The sequence below is a fragment of the Allobosea sp. LC85 genome (assembly GCF_000735605.1).
GTDB lineage: Bacteria > Pseudomonadota > Alphaproteobacteria > Rhizobiales > Beijerinckiaceae > Allobosea.
On sequence record NZ_JPKG01000016.1, the window covers coordinates 28,245 to 43,784 of the forward strand.

Below are 15,540 nucleotides of genomic sequence, written 5' to 3' on the forward strand. Positions count from 1 at the left end.
GGGGCAAAGTCGATGCGAACACAGAAGGCTAGACCATCGGACCGGATACGATATCCGGTCCGATGGTCTAGCCGGACTCCTTCGCTCCTCCTGCGACACGAGCCTTGCTGGGCATCATGCTGACCTATCCCGATACCTTCTATGCCCGCACCGCCGCGACGACGAACAAGAGGGGCCCGCTGCAAGGCCGCGCCGAGGTCGATACCTGCATCATTGGCGGCGGGCTCGCCGGCCTTACCTGCGCCTATGAGCTGGCCCGGGCTGGGCGCTCGGTCGCGGTTCTGGAGGCCGAGGCGGTCGGTTGGGGCGCATCGGGCCGCAATGGCGGCTTCGTCGGTCCCGGCTATGCGCGCAGCCATGCCTCGATCGCGAGCGCCATCGGAGTGGCCAAGGCGAACGAACTCCACGGCCTTTCGATCGAGGGCATGCGCATCATCTCCGACAACATTCGCGATCTCGACATCGCCAGTGCCGATCCGCGGACGGGCAAGATCGGCGTCGTCCGCTATGACAGCGGCGACACTCTCGCTCGGGCTCGCGACCGGCTGGCGAAGGACCACGGCTACACCGTCGATTTCTGGCCGACCGAACAGGTTCGCGAGGTGCTTCGTTCGCCGAAGTACCACCAGGCCCTGTTTGATCCCCATTCCTTCCACATCCACCCTCTCAACTACGTGCGCGCCCTGGCGGACGCCATCGAGTCGCTGGGAGGGCGGATCATCGAGGGCTCGCGCGTTGTCTCGGCCGAGTTCTCCGGTCCCGAGAAACGCCTGGTCACCGCATCGGGAGAGATGCGCGCCCGGCAGGTCGTGATCGCCTGCGGCGGCTATACCGACAACCTCGTGCCCAAGCTGCGCGCTAGCCAGTTGCCGATCGCGACCTATGTGCTGACGACGGAAGCGGCGCCAGAGATGATCGCCAAGGTCATCCGGACGCGCGCTGCGATCAGCGATGACCGCCGTGCCGGGGATTACTACCGTATCGTCGAGGATGGCCGGCGCCTGCTCTGGGGCGGCCGCATCACCACCCGCACCAGCGAGCCGCGCGATCTCGCCGCCCTGTTGCGCCGGACCATGAGCTCGACTTATCCCGAGCTCGAAGCGCTGAAGGTCGAGATCGCATGGTCGGGCCTGATGTCCTATGCCCGCCATCTGATGCCGCAGATTGGCCAGCTCGGCCCGAATGTCTGGCACTGTCTTGGCTTTGGCGGGCATGGGCTCAACACCACCGCGATCGGCGGCCGCGTCATGGCCGAGGCCATTCTCGGAACCAGCGATCGCCATCGGCTGTTCGCCCCCTTCGGCCTCGTCTGGAACGGCGGCGTATTCGGCACTGTCGCTGTCCAGGCGACCTATTGGCGCTATCAGATGATGGATTGGCTGCGCGAGCGTTGAGCTCGAGCGGTTGCATCTCCGGCACATTCTTGATCGCGAGCTCAGTCCCACCGTGACCGCAAGCGACAGTTTTGGCGGCGGCAAGCGCTGAGCCCGCACGAATTGCGGTGCCAAAGCGTAGAATCGGCCGCACTCGGCCCCAAAAAAATGGGCCGATCGGAGCACATGCAGGGCCACTTCTTTACGGCCTGGGCTGCGCGTCATACGCTCTGTACGCCGGGGAGCCGTAAATGACCTTTTTGCAAGCGGGCTTGGGGTACAGGATTCGTCGTTCGAGCCGGAGCTCTTTACTATCGTCTCGCATGCGTTGGACGGCGATCGTCGCTGCAATCATGGCGGCTGCGCTTGCGGGCGCTTGCGCCTCACGGCCCGAAACCGGGTTCCTGGCCCCCGTTGCCGCAGTCGAAACCGGGTCGACTTCTCACACCATCCTGGTCGCCACCACCCGCCAGCGCGATGAACGACCAGGGACGCTCTTCAACGGCGAGCGTGCCATGCCACTCGATTTCGCCAGGATCGATGTATCCGTTCCGCCAACGCACGCACCCGGCGAGATCGAATGGGCCTCGGCGGCTCCAGGCGATCCCAGGGCCAATTTCGTCGTGCGCCAGGCCGGCTATCTCGAAGGCGAGCAGGCCTTCATAAGGTCGCTCAATGCCCAGCTTGCCTTGCGTCCGCGCGGAAGCCGCAACGTCGTGCTCTTCATCCATGGCTACAACACCATGTTCGCAGAAGGGCTCTACCGCTTCGCCCAGGTCATGCACGATTCCCAGGCCCCCGCCGTGCCGGTGCTGTTCACCTGGGCATCGCGCGGGGCACTGACACAATACGTCTATGACTCGAACAGCGCGACGGCGGCGCGCGACAACCTGGAACGGACGATCCGACTGCTCCTGGCCAGCAATGCTGAGAAGGTCAATATCCTGGCCCATTCCATGGGCAACTGGGTCACTGTCGAAGCCCTGCGCCAGATCAAGATCTCCGGCGGGATCGCCGGCGCCGAGAAGGTCGGCATCGTCATCCTGGCGGCGCCCGATATCGACATCGACGTCTTCAAGACTCAGATGCGGCGCTTCGGAAAGCCAAAGAAGCCATTCTTCATCGTGCTCTCCAAGGACGACAAGGCGCTTGGCGCATCGAGCTTCATTGCCGGTGGCCAGGGCCGCGTCGGGGATGCCCAGAACGCAGATGAACTGGCGGAGCTTGGCGCCGTTGTCCTTGACATGACCGACGTCAAGGCGACCGATTCAAGCAATCACGGCAAATTCGCGCAATTGGCGGAGATTGCCCCCCAACTGAAGAGCACACTGGAGCGCGGCGTTGGCAGGCAGGCTCGCGCGTCCGAGAATGCTCGGGAGGCCTTGGGCGACTCGCTCGAAGCGATCGTCTCGGTGCCCCTCAAGATTCTGGGCGCCCCCATCAAGATCATAACGGGACGGTAAGCCGGGCGGCGCCACAATCTTGTTCGCCACGGCCGCGGGATCAGCGCCTCGGGACCTGCGAGCACGCGACCTCCGTCCCACATCTCGGTTCAGCGCCGCGATCGATGGGCAGCAGGCCGTCGATCTGATATCGCCTGCGGCACCCGCCCCCGAGCAGCTTTCCGTTGATGACCACCCGCACCGCGACCCTCACCGGCTTTGGCGCCATCCTGCTCTGGTCGACGCTGGCGCTGTTCACCGCCATGTCCGGTCGCGTGCCCCCGTTCCAGCTCGTTGGCATGACGTTTGCCGTCGGCAGCCTGCTGATCCTCTGCATCACTGCGGCGCGCGGGCAACTGCGCCGCGTTCGTCCGACCTGGGGCTCCTTCGCGCTGGGCCTCTACGGTCCCTTCGGCGATACCGCGCTCTATTATGCCGCGGTCAAAACCGCGCCGCCGGCCGAGGCCAACCTGATCCACTATCTCTGGCCGCTGCTGATTGTGCTTTTCGCCGCGCTGCTGCCGGGCGGTGGCTTGAAGCCGCGCCATCTGATCGGGGCTTTGATCGGCCTCGCCGCGACCGCACTACTGATCTCGGGCGGGCTCGGTACCGGCGGCGGCCTCTCGCTCGGACACGGGCTCGCGGCGCTTGGTGCCTTCGTCTGGGCGAGCTACTCGGTGCTGTCGCGCCGGTTTGCCGAGGTGCCGTCCGAAAGTCTTGGCGTGACCCTGCTTGGCTGCGCTGCGGCGGCTTTTGCGTGCCACGCAGCCTTCGAGACGACACTCTGGTCGCTGACGAGCGTTGAATGGACGGGTGCGCTCGGGCTCGGCCTTGGCTCGATCGGGCTGGCCTTCATCTGCTGGGATATCGGCATGAAGCGAGGCGATGTCGCCTTCCTCGGCGTCGCCTCCTATGCCGCACCGGTCCTCTCCACCCTCATCCTCGTGATCGCAGGCTATGCGGCCGCGAGCTGGCTGCTCGCGGCGTCCTGCGTACTGATCGTGGCCGGGGCGCTGGTTGCGAGCTCACGCAAGGCCTGAACGCGCTCAGTTCCGCCTGAGCAACCGCTCAAGATAGTCGAGTTCTTCGAGCGGCCGGGACGGATCTCCGAGTCGACGGCGGAGCTCTTCGAGGATCCGACGCGCTCGCTGCGTCGCACTTTCATCGGCTCCCGGCACGCGCACGCGGCCATCGGCCCAGTCGCGCTGCCGCTGCGGCCGCCCGAGCGGATCGTCGCGGCCGCGCTGCTGTGCCGAAGGCCGGCCGGCCGGCTGACCGTCCGGCTCGCCGAAGGCGCCTTCCGTGCCGTCGCCGTCACCGGGCTGCCCCTGCATCTGCTGGGCAAGGTTCTGCCCACCACGGCGCAAGGCGTCGAGTGCCTTGCCTTGCGATTCGAGCGCACCCTCGCCCTGGCCCTGGCCGAGCTGACCTTCCGCCTCGCGCATGGCGTCCTCGGCCTCGCCGAGCTCACCAGATTCGGGGGCGCCCATGCCGCGCATCCGCCGCTGCAGATCCTGCAGGCGCTCGCGCAGGGCCTGCTGGCGCTGCGACAATCCCTGCCCCTGCTGACCCTGCTGACCCTGCTGGCCTTCGGCCCCCTGCTGCCCGTCCTCGCCCTCGCCTTCTTCGCCCTCTTGTCCGGGCTGCTGCTGTCCACGCTGGCCGCGTTGGCCCTGCTGGCGCTGTCCCTGGCCAGGACGTGCCTGCTGCTGGCCAGGGCGCCGGCCCTGCTGGGCCCGATTCTGACGCTGCTGCTCCTGCTGATAGGTTTCATCGCGCAGGTTCTGCTGGTCGCGGGTCATCCGGTCGAGATCGCCGAGCGCCTGGTTCATCTCGCGCTGCCGCGGATCCTGCTGGCCAGGCCGCGCCATCTGGAGGTTGTTGAGGAGGTTGTTCAGCTCCTCCATCAGCCGTTGTGCCTCTGCCATGTCGCCGCGCCGGGAGAGCTCCTCGATCCGGTTCAGCATGTTCTGCAGGTCGCGCGGCGTCACCGAGCGAAAATTCTCCGGCAGTTGCGCCTGGTTCTGGTCGCCATTCTGCTGCTGGCGTTGCATCTGCTGGGCCAGCTCACGCATGAACTTGTCGAGTGCCCGCCGCATATCCTCGGTGAGCTTGCGGATCTCCTCCTCGGACGCCCCGCGCTCCAGAGCCTGCTGCAGGCGTTCCTGGGCGGCGCGCAGATCGCGCTCCGCATCGGAGAGATCGCCATCCTCGAGCTGGAGCGCCATGCCCCACATCAGATCGGCGACATCGCGCAGCTGGTCGTCATTGGCCGCACGCCGCAGCCTTTCGCCGATCAGGCGCATGCCCAGATAGGCACCGGTCTCCTTCATGAAGCGATCAGGCTCGATCAGCAGCGCATCCATGGCGAGCTGGACGCGCTTGCGCGCATCGACATCCATGACGAGCTTGCGCCGCTGCTCGACCAGTGCCTTGGCCAGCGGCTTGGTGAAGGTGCGCTGCGGCAACACGACCTCGATCGTCTCGCTGCGGCCCTCCTGCCCGGCTTCATCGCGGGCAACGAGCACCATCTTGACCTTGGCTCCCGCCCAGGGATGAGCCGAGAAATCGACCGTGTTCTTCAGTTCTTCCTCGCCTGACGGGGAGGACGGTACGCTGAGGCCCTGCTTTGGCGGCTCGACCAGCGAGCGCCCGCCAGATGGCGGCCCGGTCCGCGAGACGACAACCTCAGCCGAGGCGATGCCGTAATCATCCTTGGCACGGAATGTCAGGCCCAGCCCGCCCTGCACCCCGCTGACCGGTTTCGGCGGCTCGACGAAGCTGATCTGGGGCGGCTGGTCCGCAACCGCGGTCAGGGTGAGCGTCGCCTGCGGTGCCCCCCCACCGGTGATCCTCAGTGTGCCATTGCCGGTCAGCATGTAGCGCTTTTCCAGCACGGCAACAGAGGCCGCCTCGACCGGCTTGCCATCCTTCGCCTGCTGCGGCGGCAGCACATCGAGCCGGCCCGTCGTCACGACATCCATGCCGCTCTTGCCGGCAACGCGGATCACCACGGTCGATTTCTCCGGCGCGGTGAAGGCGGTGCCGTGCAACCGGGCGAAATCGATCAGGATCGGCGGCAGCCGGGTATAAGCGGGCGGATCGATCCAGGCGTCGATCCGGGCGGCGGCGACCGGTGCGGACGGGCCACGCCAGTCGAAGGCAGCCCAGATGCGGGGTCCAGCCTCGTGACCAGCGATGAAACATGCGGTGACGGCCGCCAGCAGCGGCACGGCGCGAATGGCAAGCCGGTCACGCATGGCCATGCGTGGCCGTGGCGGAGCGACCCGCAAGCCCGCGACCTGCGCACCCTGGCGCTCGACGTGAAGCTTCCACAGCGCCTGCGAAACCGGATCGTTTGAACCGACTGCGAGACTGTCCTCCAGCGCCGAGGCCGGGCGATGCGCCCCTTGCAGCGACTGGTCGAGCCGCGCCAGCGCATCACGCCGCGACGGCAAAGGCGTGCGCGCAACATGCCAGATGCCGGCAACCAGCGCAGCGAAGAAGAGCGCGACGCCGATGGCGCGGCCCTGCCAGGGCAGATGCGTCCAGAGCCCAAGCCAGGACAACGCCAGGAAACTGAGGATGATTGCTGCGGGCAACCAGAACCGAGGCCAGAGGCGCTCCCAGGCAAGCGAGGCGCGCGACACCGCGGCCAGCCTGCCAAGGCGCTGGCGGATGCTCCCGATCGGATCAAGCGCCGTGCGGCGCTGCGCCTCTTTCATGCCGTCGCTCCGAGCCGCCCCCGCTCTGCCTGAGCCTCACCAAGTAACACCACGCTAGCACGTGAATGTGGCAAGGCCAGAGCGCAGACCCGTCACACACAGGCCGCTCCGCGTTTCGTGAACCGCAGCGTTAGGCCAGCCAGGGCGGTGCACGATCCGTGCCGATCAGGTCTTCATAGCTCTGGCGCGGGCGCGTCACCGCAAATTCCGCGCCCTTGACCAGCACTTCGGCGACCAGCGGCCGCTGATTATAGGTCGAAGACATGCTGGCGCCATAGGCCCCTGCGGTCATGAAGGCGATCAGGTCGTGCTGCTTCAGTTCCGGCAGCAGGCGATCGGTGGTGAAGGTGTCGCCCGATTCGCAGATCGGGCCGACCACGTCATAGGCCAGCTTGCGCGCATCGGCTGCAGGCTCAGCCACCGGCCAGATCTCGTGATAGGCCTCGTACATCGCCGGCCGCATCAGGTCGTTCATCGCCGCATCGACGACGAGGAACTGCTTTGTGGGACGCGAATTGAGATGCAGCACCTGCGTCAGCAGGATGCCGGCATTGCCGACGATCAGACGGCCGGGCTCGAAACCAAGTTCGACATCGAGCCCCTTGGTGACGCGCCCGACCATGGCCGCGTAATCCTCGATCAGGCTCGGACCGTGATCGAAATCCTTCGGGATCTCATAGGGAATTCCAAGGCCCCCGCCGAGATCGAGCCGGTCGACCCGGTGCCCCTCGGCTCGCAGACTGCCAACAAGGCCCACCATCTTGGCATAAGCCGCCTCGAAAGCCTCGGTCTCGCGGATCTGGCTGCCGATATGGACCGCCAGTCCCATCATCCGGACGCCCGGCATATTGGCGGCGCGTGCGTAGAGTCGGCTGGCCTCCTCGAAGGAAACGCCGAACTTGTTGGCGGCCGAGCCGGTGGTGATCTTGGCATGGCCGCCGGCGCCGATATCCGGGTTGACGCGGAAGACCGCCTCCTGGCGCTTGCCGAGCCTTGCCGCCACTTTCGACAGGAGTTCGAGCTCGCTTTCCGACTCGATGTTGATCTGGAAGATGCCGGCCCCGACAGCGAAGGCGAGTTCACTCTCGCTCTTGCCGACACCGGAAAAGACGATCTTCTCGGGAGCGAAACCGGCGGCAAGCGCCTTGCGCACTTCACCTTCCGAGACCGTGTCGGCACCCGCGCCAAGCGCAGCCAGCGTCTTCAGCACGCCGAGATTGCCATTCGCCTTCACCGCATAGAAGACATGCGGGGCCGGGGCCGTGGGATCGATGCCGCGCATCGCGCTCTCGAACAGCCGGTAGTGCCGCTCGATCGTCGCCGAGGAATAGACATAGACCGGCGTCCCGACCCCGGCCGCGATCCGGCGCAGATCGACATCCTCGGCGAAGAGCGCGCCGTCGCGATAGGCAAAGTGATGCATCGGGATCTCAGAGCAAAGGGTCGAGCACGAAGCTCTTGTTCGGAATGACGATGGCGCGGCTCGATTTCGGCGGTTTGGCGATCGGCGAGGTTGTGGTCTCCGGCACGCGATTCTCGACCGCGCCGATGTCCGCATCAGGCAGGTCGATGGCGTTTGTCGCGTTCGGCGGCGCTTCGAGCGGCCCCTTCCGGCCGCAGGCCGTCAAAGCGAGACTTAGCAGGCCGGCGACCACGATGGCGCGGCCGAGTTTCAGGCGGGGATGCGGCACGAACGGGAATCCTCGGGCAATATGTGGCGGGGACTGTAGCGAATGGCGTGCGCGCTTGCGAGCCTTTGCAGCGACGGATCGTCATTCCCGGGCAGAGTGCAGGGCAGACCCGGGAATCCCTGGTGGGAGATGCCCCGGGTCAAGCCCGGGCATGACCGCGAATCGTCACTGCTGCTCCTTGGCGAGCTGCTTCAGCCAGCGTTTGGCCTGACGACGGACATTCGCCGGCGCCGTGCCGCCATAGCTGACACGGCTCTTCACAGACTGCTCGACGCCAAGCACGGCAAAGACGGCCTCGGTGATCTTCGGCTCGACGTCCTGCATCTCGGCGAGCGTCAGCTTCTCCAGCCCGACGCCTTTGGCCGACGCGATGCCAACCAGCTTGCCGGTGACGTGATGCGCGTCCCGGAACGGCATCTTCAGAACCCGGACCAGCCAGTCGGCGAGATCGGTCGCGGTGGCGTAACCGAGGCCCGCTGCCTTCTTCATCACTTTCAGATTGGGCTCCATGTCGCGGACCATGCCCGACGTGGCGGCGAGGCATAGCGAGAGCGACTGCAGAGCGTCGAAGGTGCCTTCCTTGTCCTCCTGCATGTCCTTGGAATAGGTGAGCGGCAGCCCCTTCATCATCGTCAGCAGCGCCTGAAGATGCCCGAAGACGCGCCCCGCCTTGCCGCGCACCAGCTCGGCAGCGTCGGGATTGCGCTTCTGCGGCATGATCGAGGAGCCGGTCGAGAACTTGTCCGAGAGCTTGACGAAGCCGAACTGGGGCGTCGCCCACAGCACGATCTCCTCGGCGAAACGCGAGAGATGCATGGCGCAGATCGATGCCGCCGCGAGCGTCTCCAGCACGAAATCGCGATCCGAGACCGAATCCAGCGAATTCGCCGTCGGCCGGTCGAAGCCGAGCGCCTTGGCCGTGTGGAAACGGTCGATCGGGAAGGAGGTGCCGGCCAGCGCCGCCGCGCCGAGCGGGCATTCGTTGAGGCGCTCGCGCGCATCGCGGACACGGCCGCGATCGCGCGCCAGCATCTCGACATAGGCGAGCAAGTGATGCCCGAAAGTCACCGGCTGCGCCGACTGCAGATGCGTGAAACCGGGCATCACCGCGCCGGCATGGGCATCGGCCTTTTCGGCGAGAGCCAGTTGCAGGTCGGCGATCTGCCGATCGAGCGTCTCAAGGGTATCGCGCACCCAGAGGCGCATATCGGTCGCAACCTGATCATTGCGCGAACGGGCCGTGTGCAGACGGCCCGCGGCGCCGCCGATCCGCTCCCTGAGATTGCTCTCGACATTCATGTGAATGTCCTCGAGCGCGCGCGAGAACGTGAACGTGCCGGCCTCGATCTCTGCCTCGATCCCCTTGAGCCCAGCACTGATCACGTTCACATCTTCGCGGGTCAGAATGCCGGTCTCGCCCAGCATCGCTGCATGCGCCAGCGAGCCCCGGATATCCTGCCGCCACAGGCGCTGGTCGAAGTCGATGGAGGCATTGATCTCCTCCATGATGGCATCCGGCCCCGTGGCGAAACGCCCTCCCCACATGCGATTGCTCACGACGCTCTTTCCTGCTTTTTGGACGTGCAATGACGTCTCGTTCGAAAACTTATGCCGCCTTCGGCGCTCTCGCCTTGATTGCACTCGGCGGCGTCGCGGCCTTCTACTCTGTCAAGGGCCGGGCCGGCAATTCAGGATCATGCTCTGCGGCGGCAGCGACCGCTGAAAAACTGCGTCCGTTGGCACGTGGCGAACTTGCGGCCGTGGAGGTTGCAACGGCATCCCAGCCCCTGCCCAACCTCGTCTTCAACGGCCCTGACGGCCAGCCGACGACATTGTCCGCCTTCAAGGGGCGGACCGTCCTGGTCAATCTCTGGGCGACTTGGTGCCTGCCCTGCCTGCATGAGATGCCTTCGCTGGACGCGCTGCAGGGCAAGCTCGGCGGCCAGGATTTCGCGGTGCTGGCGATCAATATCGACACCCGGAACCTCGAAAAACCAAAGACCTGGCTTGCCGAGCGCAAGATCGGCCAGCTCGGCTATTACGCCGATCCGGAGGCCAAGGTCTTCCAGGATCTGCGCTCGGCCAAGAAGATCGAGGGCATGCCGGTCAGCTTCCTGGTCGACGCGTCGGGCTGTGAACTCGCGATGCTGCAAGGCCCCGCCGACTGGGCGAGCCAGGACGCGCTCTCCTTCATCCGCACCGCGCTCGGACGCTGAGCCGCCGCGGTTTGCCTGATCGCGCACTGCTCCATATCGTTGCGGCATGAGCTACACGATCGGCTTGGCCACCACCTTCCACGATCCCGCGATCGCGATCGTTGGCCCCGATGGCGAGGTCCTCTTCGCCGAGGCGACCGAGCGCTACCTGCAATATAAGCGCGCACCGAATTGCGAGCCGGATTCCGCGCCGCGGATGGAAAGCCTGCTCAAGCGCTACATCCCGGCAGGCGCTCCGGTGCAGATCGCGACGAGCTGGAGCGGGGAGTTCACCGGCTTCCTCGAGCATATGAGCCGGACTGGCGCTTTCACGATCGATGAACTGCTCAAGCTGTCCCCCGAGCTCAACCGCTCGCTGGTGCCGGAGCGCTCCGAGCGGGCCTTGATCGCCTCGCTGCATCTCGGCCAGCAGCGTGCAGGCCTCGGCACGCTGCTCGGGCTCGACCGCGCCTTCGGCAAGGCGAACGTCACCGGCCTCAAGCGCTATGGCCACCATCTCGGCCACGCGGCCTATGCCTGTTGGTCGTCTCCCTTCCGCGATGCCACCTGCCTCGTCGTCGATGGCATGGGCGAGACCGGGGCCTCGGCCATCCTCGCGTTACGCGATGGCGAGATCAGCGAGGTGAAGCGTCATCGCGGCCGCGAGTCGATCGGCTTCTATTTCGGCCTCGTCACCGACCTGGCCGGCTTCGACCAGGCGAGGGGCGAGGAGTGGAAAATCATGGGGCTTGCGCCCTATGGCAAGCAGGATGCCGAACTGCTGGCGCTGCTGCGCCGCCTTTACCGGATCGAGGAGAACAAGCTCTCCTTCGCTGATGCGGCCACCATACGCGCGGTCTCCGCCAAGATCCTGGCACGGCGGCCTGCCGATGCGCTCGACCAGGGCTGGGCCGACCTTGCCCGTTGCGGCCAGGATGTCTTCGCCGAGATGATGGCGGCACTGCTGGCGGAAGCAGGCGCATTGGTGCCGTCCGAGAATCTGGTGCTTTCGGGCGGCTGCGCGCTCAACTCCTCGTTCAACGGCAAGATCGTTGGCCGTCACGGATTCAGCGAGGTGTTCGTACCCTCAGCTCCCGCCGATGACGGCAATGCCATTGGGGCAGCCTGGCTGGCCCATGCCGAGGCACATCCGGAATGGCGTGCGCCGAAGGGACCGATGACGCCCTATCTCGGCTCGCGCGTTTCGACCGAACCGCTGGAGCGCATGGCGGCCTGGGAGCCCCGCTTGAAGCGCCTCGCACCGAAGGAGGTTGCCCCGGCGACGGCCGAGTTGCTTGCCGAAGGCAAGCTTGTCGGCTGGGTCCAGGGCAAGGCCGAGTTCGGCCCGCGCGCGCTCGGCAACCGCTCGATCCTCGCCGATCCGCGCCCGGCCAATGCCAAGGAGCTGCTCAACGCCAAGGTCAAGTATCGCGAGGCCTTCCGCCCTTTCGCTCCGTCGATTCTCGCCGAACATGGTGCGGACTGGTTCGAGAACTACCAGGACTCGCCCTATATGGAGCGCACGCTGGTCTGGAAGCCGCCGGTGCGCGGACGCGTTCCCGCTGTGGTCCATGAAGACGCGACGGGCCGGCTCCAGAGCGTCACGGCCGAGCGCAACGAGCGCTATCACGCGCTGATCTCGGCCTTTCATGCCATCACCGGCGTGCCGGTGATCCTCAACACCTCGTTCAACATCATGGGCAAGCCCATCCTGCACACGGCCGAGGATGCGATCCTGATGTTCTATACCAGCGGTCTCGATGCGCTGGTCGTGGAGGACTGGCTTCTGGTGAAGTGATCGCCTGGGCTGATGGGTTTCATCAGCAAGTCGCGCTGGCGGCGCACCGTCGCCGGCCGCATGGTCTCTCCACCGCTCCTGGAGGATGCCATGCTGCAACTTCGCCCGAACTGTGAATGCTGCGACCGCGACCTGCCGCCCGAGGCGCGCGACGCGATGATCTGCAGCTTCGAATGCACCTTCTGCGCCGACTGCAGCGAGACGCGCTTCAGGGGTGCCTGCCCGAATTGCGGCGGCGAACTTGTGCGCAGGCCGATCAGGCCCGCCGACAAGCTGGAAAAATACCCGCCCTCGCAGGAGCGGATCCGCAAGCCTCACCCGCAATGCATTGCGGCCTGAAGACCGCGCCGAAACTCCGCGGATGCGTCAGGCGAGCCTCAGCTCGCCTGCTTGACCGTAATACCCTTTTCTTCGAAGAGCGCCTGCAACTCGCCCGCCTGGAACATCTCGCGGGTGATGTCGCAACCGCCGATGAACTCACCCTTGACGTAGAGCTGCGGGATGGTCGGCCAGTTGGAATAGGCCTTGATGCCCTCGCGGATCTCCTGGTCTTCCAGCACGTTCACGCCCTTGTAGGGCACACCGAGATAACCGAGGATCTGGGCGACCTGCCCGGAGAAACCGCACATCGGGAACTGGGGCGTGCCCTTCATGAAGAGCACCACGTCGCTGGATTTCACTTCGGCGTCGATACGGGCGTTGACGTCGCTCATCTGTCTTCTCTCCTGAGGCGGGGTCAAGGCCCGCTGGATTGTCTCTACTAATTCTGGGGAACCGTCGTCGTCAGCGCAAGGGCGTGCAGCACGCCGCCCATGCGGCCTTGCAGCGCGGCATAGACCATCTGATGTTGCTGAACCCGGCTCTTGCCCTTGAAGGCGGCTGAGATCACGGTCGCCGCGTAATGGTCGCCATCGCCGGCGAGATCCTTGATCTCGACCACCGCATCCGGCAGCGCCGCCTTGATCATCGCTTCGATATCGTGCGCGTCCATCGCCATGATCGTGTCTCCTTACGCGCCCTTGGCCGACATATAACTCGGGAACCAGTCCTCATGCGCCTTGTCGAGCGCGGTCAGCGCCAGCGGAGCCTCCCCAGGCAGCACAAGGGCGTTTCCGCCCGTCCGGCCGATAAGAGCAGCAGGCACGCCAGCTGCCTTGGCCTCGGTCAGCAGCCCGTCCGCCTCGCTCGACGGCACGGTGACCAGGTAGCGCGCCTGATCTTCGCCGAACAGGACCGCATGAGCCGCTCCCGCTGGAAGCTGTGTCACCGTCGCGCCGACGCCGCCGGCAAGCGCCATCTCGCTCAAGGCGACCGCGAGGCCGCCATCCGACAGATCATGGCAGGCGCTGACGCGACCGGCCGTGATCAGCGCTCGCACGAACTCGCCGTTACGGCGCTCGATCGCGAGGTCGACGGGCGGCGGCGCGCCTTCTTCCCGGCCGCAGATGGTCGCGAGATAGGCCGACTGGCCGAGCCAGCCGGAGGTCTCGCCGATCAGGATCACGCTCTCGCCTTCAGCCTTGAAGCCGACAGTCGCGTGCTTCGTCACATCGGCCAGAACGCCGACGCCGCCGATCGTCGGGGTCGGCAGGATCGAGACGCCATTGGTCTCGTTGTAGAGCGAGACATTGCCGGAGACGACCGGGAAGTCGAGCACCTTGCAGGCCTCGCCGATGCCCTTGATGCAGCCGACGAGTTGGCCCATCACCTCGGGACGCTCGGGGTTGCCGAAATTCAGGTTGTCGGTGATGGCGAGCGGCGTCGCGCCGACGGCCGTGAGGTTGCGCCAGGCCTCGGCGACCGCCTGCTTTCCCCCCTCGAACGGGTCGGCCTCGCAATAGCGCGGCGTCACGTCGGCGGTCATGGCAAGGCCCTTCGGCCCCTCCTCGATGCGGACGATGCCGGCATCGCCGCCGGGCGTGACCACCGAGTTTCCGAGGATCAGCGTGTCGTACTGCTCATAGACCCAGCGCTTCGAACAGAGCTCCGGCGAGCCGACGAGCGTCAGCAAGGCATCACCGTTCGACATTGGCGGCTTCACCGAAGCGGCCTCGACGATCGCCAGCTTCGGCGTCTCGATCCAGGGCCGGTCATATTCGGGAGCCTCGTCGCCGAGCTCCTTGATCGGCAGGTCGGCCATTGTCTCGCCCTGGTGCTTCACGACGAAGCGCAGCGTGTCGGTGGTCTTGCCGACCACGGCGAAATCCAAACCCCATTTCCTGAAGATCGCCTCGGCCGGTTCCTCATGGCCCGGCTTGATCACCATGAGCATGCGCTCCTGGCTCTCCGAGAGCATCATCTCATAGGCGCTCATCTGCTCTTCGCGGCAGGGCACCGCGTCGAGATCGAGCTCGACGCCGAGATCGCCCTTGGCGCCCATCTCGACGGCCGAGCAGGTCAGCCCGGCTGCGCCCATGTCCTGGATCGCGTCGACATGGCCGGCCGCCATGATCTCGAGGCAGGCTTCCAGCAGCAGCTTCTCGGCGAAGGGGTCGCCGACCTGCACGGTCGGGCGGCGTTCCTCGCCGCCTTCGCCGAAGGCAGCCGACGCCATGGTCGCGCCGTGGATGCCGTCGCGACCGGTCTTGGAACCGAGATAGACGATCGCCTTCCCGACACCCGAGGCCTTGGCGTAGAAAATCTCGTCGGTCTTGGCGAGGCCGACCGCCATGGCATTGACCAGGATATTGCCGTCATAGCGCGTATGGAAGCCGACCGCGCCGCCGACCGTCGGGACGCCGAAGGAATTGCCGTAGCCGCCGATGCCGGCAACGACGCCGGAAACAAGGTGGCGGGTCTTGGGATGCGAGGGATCGCCGAAGCGCAGCGCATTCAAGGCCGCGATCGGGCGCGCACCCATGGTGAAGACGTCGCGCAGGATGCCCCCGACACCGGTCGTCGCGCCCTGATAGGGCTCGATGAACGAAGGGTGGTTGTGGCTCTCCATCTTGAAGACCACCGCGAGCCCATCGCCGATATCGATGACGCCGGCATTCTCGCCCGGACCCTGGATCACCCAGGGCGCCTTGGTCGGCAGCGTCTTCAGATGGATCTTCGAGGATTTGTAGGAGCAATGCTCGTTCCACATCGCCGAGACGATGCCGAGCTCCGTGATCGTCGGTTCGCGGCCGATCAGGTGGAGGAAACGCTGATATTCGTCCGGCTTGAGGCCGTGCTCGGCCACGAGTTGCGGAGTGATCTTGATCTCGTTGGGAATCACGGCTCGCCTGGTCCCTGATCGCGGACGCCCGGCCCGCCTCTGATGCGCGGGGCATAGCCTGCTTGTCCGCCGGAGACAACGCATTCCCGCCGATCG

13 protein-coding genes are annotated in these 15,540 nt (G+C 65.9%); 6 read left to right on the plus strand and 7 right to left on the minus strand.

Going from position 1 to position 15,540, the window contains the following annotated elements:
* Positions 1 to 119: 119 nt before the first annotated feature.
* The 3 genes from FG93_RS06590 (at position 120) to FG93_RS06600 (ending at position 3,855) form a co-directional block, all read left to right on the plus strand.
* Entirely contained in the window at positions 120 to 1,394 is a 1,275-nt protein-coding gene (locus FG93_RS06590; protein WP_043233252.1) for an FAD-binding oxidoreductase, read from the plus strand.
* Positions 1,395 to 1,888: 494 nt separating this feature from the next.
* A complete protein-coding gene (locus FG93_RS06595; protein ID WP_244448519.1) occupies positions 1,889 to 2,836 on the plus strand; it encodes an alpha/beta hydrolase in 948 nt (315 codons plus the stop codon).
* Positions 2,837 to 3,003: 167 nt separating this feature from the next.
* Positions 3,004 to 3,855: a DMT family transporter gene (locus FG93_RS06600; protein ID WP_043233148.1), complete on the plus strand. Its 852-nt coding sequence runs from the start codon at positions 3,004 to 3,006 to the stop codon at positions 3,853 to 3,855.
* A gap of 6 nt (positions 3,856 to 3,861) precedes the next feature.
* On the opposite strand, the gene FG93_RS06605 is transcribed toward FG93_RS06600, so the two are convergent.
* From FG93_RS06605 to argH, 4 genes are all read right to left on the minus strand, one after another.
* Positions 3,862 to 6,540: a TIGR02302 family protein gene (locus FG93_RS06605; protein ID WP_043233149.1), complete on the minus strand. Its 2,679-nt coding sequence runs from the start codon at positions 6,538 to 6,540 to the stop codon at positions 3,862 to 3,864.
* 130 nt (positions 6,541 to 6,670) lie between these two features.
* Positions 6,671 to 7,963: a diaminopimelate decarboxylase gene (gene lysA, locus FG93_RS06610; protein ID WP_043233150.1), complete on the minus strand. Its 1,293-nt coding sequence runs from the start codon at positions 7,961 to 7,963 to the stop codon at positions 6,671 to 6,673.
* 7 nt (positions 7,964 to 7,970) lie between these two features.
* Positions 7,971 to 8,231, minus strand: coding sequence for a lipoprotein (locus FG93_RS06615; RefSeq protein WP_043233152.1), 261 nt, complete (start codon positions 8,229 to 8,231; stop codon positions 7,971 to 7,973).
* 165 nt (positions 8,232 to 8,396) lie between these two features.
* Positions 8,397 to 9,788: an argininosuccinate lyase gene (gene argH, locus FG93_RS06620; RefSeq protein ID WP_043233153.1), complete on the minus strand. Its 1,392-nt coding sequence runs from the start codon at positions 9,786 to 9,788 to the stop codon at positions 8,397 to 8,399.
* 29 nt (positions 9,789 to 9,817) lie between these two features.
* Between argH and FG93_RS06625 the strand changes: the two genes are divergently transcribed.
* The 3 genes from FG93_RS06625 (at position 9,818) to FG93_RS06635 (ending at position 12,563) form a co-directional block, all read left to right on the plus strand.
* Positions 9,818 to 10,447: a TlpA disulfide reductase family protein gene (locus FG93_RS06625; protein ID WP_043233154.1), complete on the plus strand. Its 630-nt coding sequence runs from the start codon at positions 9,818 to 9,820 to the stop codon at positions 10,445 to 10,447.
* Between the two features lie 46 nt (positions 10,448 to 10,493).
* On the plus strand, positions 10,494 to 12,224 hold the full coding sequence (locus FG93_RS06630; RefSeq protein WP_043233155.1) for a carbamoyltransferase C-terminal domain-containing protein: 1,731 nt from the start codon (positions 10,494 to 10,496) through the stop codon (positions 12,222 to 12,224).
* 90 nt (positions 12,225 to 12,314) lie between these two features.
* Complete coding sequence (locus tag FG93_RS06635; RefSeq protein ID WP_043233253.1) at positions 12,315 to 12,563, plus strand: DUF1272 domain-containing protein; 249 nt, start codon at positions 12,315 to 12,317, stop codon at positions 12,561 to 12,563.
* A gap of 38 nt (positions 12,564 to 12,601) precedes the next feature.
* On the opposite strand, the gene grxD is transcribed toward FG93_RS06635, so the two are convergent.
* From grxD to purL, 3 genes are read right to left on the minus strand one after another with little or no spacing between them, the layout of a single operon-like run.
* Positions 12,602 to 12,937: a Grx4 family monothiol glutaredoxin gene (gene grxD, locus FG93_RS06640; RefSeq protein ID WP_043233156.1), complete on the minus strand. Its 336-nt coding sequence runs from the start codon at positions 12,935 to 12,937 to the stop codon at positions 12,602 to 12,604.
* A gap of 47 nt (positions 12,938 to 12,984) precedes the next feature.
* Entirely contained in the window at positions 12,985 to 13,221 is a 237-nt protein-coding gene (locus tag FG93_RS06645; protein ID WP_043233157.1) for a BolA family protein, read from the minus strand.
* A 12-nt stretch (positions 13,222 to 13,233) separates the two neighbouring features.
* Positions 13,234 to 15,444: a phosphoribosylformylglycinamidine synthase subunit PurL gene (gene purL / locus FG93_RS06650; RefSeq protein WP_043233160.1), complete on the minus strand. Its 2,211-nt coding sequence runs from the start codon at positions 15,442 to 15,444 to the stop codon at positions 13,234 to 13,236.
* Positions 15,445 to 15,540: the final 96 nt, after the last annotated feature.

Bases quoted from the DNA above. Each gene is read 5' to 3' on its own strand.
- FG93_RS06595 (WP_244448519.1), top strand. From the start codon at position 1,889: ATGCCACTCGATTTCGCCAGGATCGATGTATCCGTTCCGCCAACGCAC.
- FG93_RS06600 (WP_043233148.1), top strand. From the start codon at position 3,004: ATGACCACCCGCACCGCGACCCTCACCGGCTTTGGCGCCATCCTGCTC.
- FG93_RS06605 (WP_043233149.1), bottom strand. From the start codon at position 6,540: ATGAAAGAGGCGCAGCGCCGCACGGCGCTTGATCCGATCGGGAGCATC.
- lysA (WP_043233150.1), bottom strand. From the start codon at position 7,963: ATGCATCACTTTGCCTATCGCGACGGCGCGCTCTTCGCCGAGGATGTC.
- FG93_RS06625 (WP_043233154.1), top strand. From the start codon at position 9,818: ATGACGTCTCGTTCGAAAACTTATGCCGCCTTCGGCGCTCTCGCCTTG.
- FG93_RS06630 (WP_043233155.1), top strand. From the start codon at position 10,494: ATGAGCTACACGATCGGCTTGGCCACCACCTTCCACGATCCCGCGATC.
- FG93_RS06635 (WP_043233253.1), top strand. From the start codon at position 12,315: ATGCTGCAACTTCGCCCGAACTGTGAATGCTGCGACCGCGACCTGCCG.
- grxD (WP_043233156.1), bottom strand. From the start codon at position 12,937: ATGAGCGACGTCAACGCCCGTATCGACGCCGAAGTGAAATCCAGCGAC.
- FG93_RS06645 (WP_043233157.1), bottom strand. From the start codon at position 13,221: ATGGCGATGGACGCGCACGATATCGAAGCGATGATCAAGGCGGCGCTG.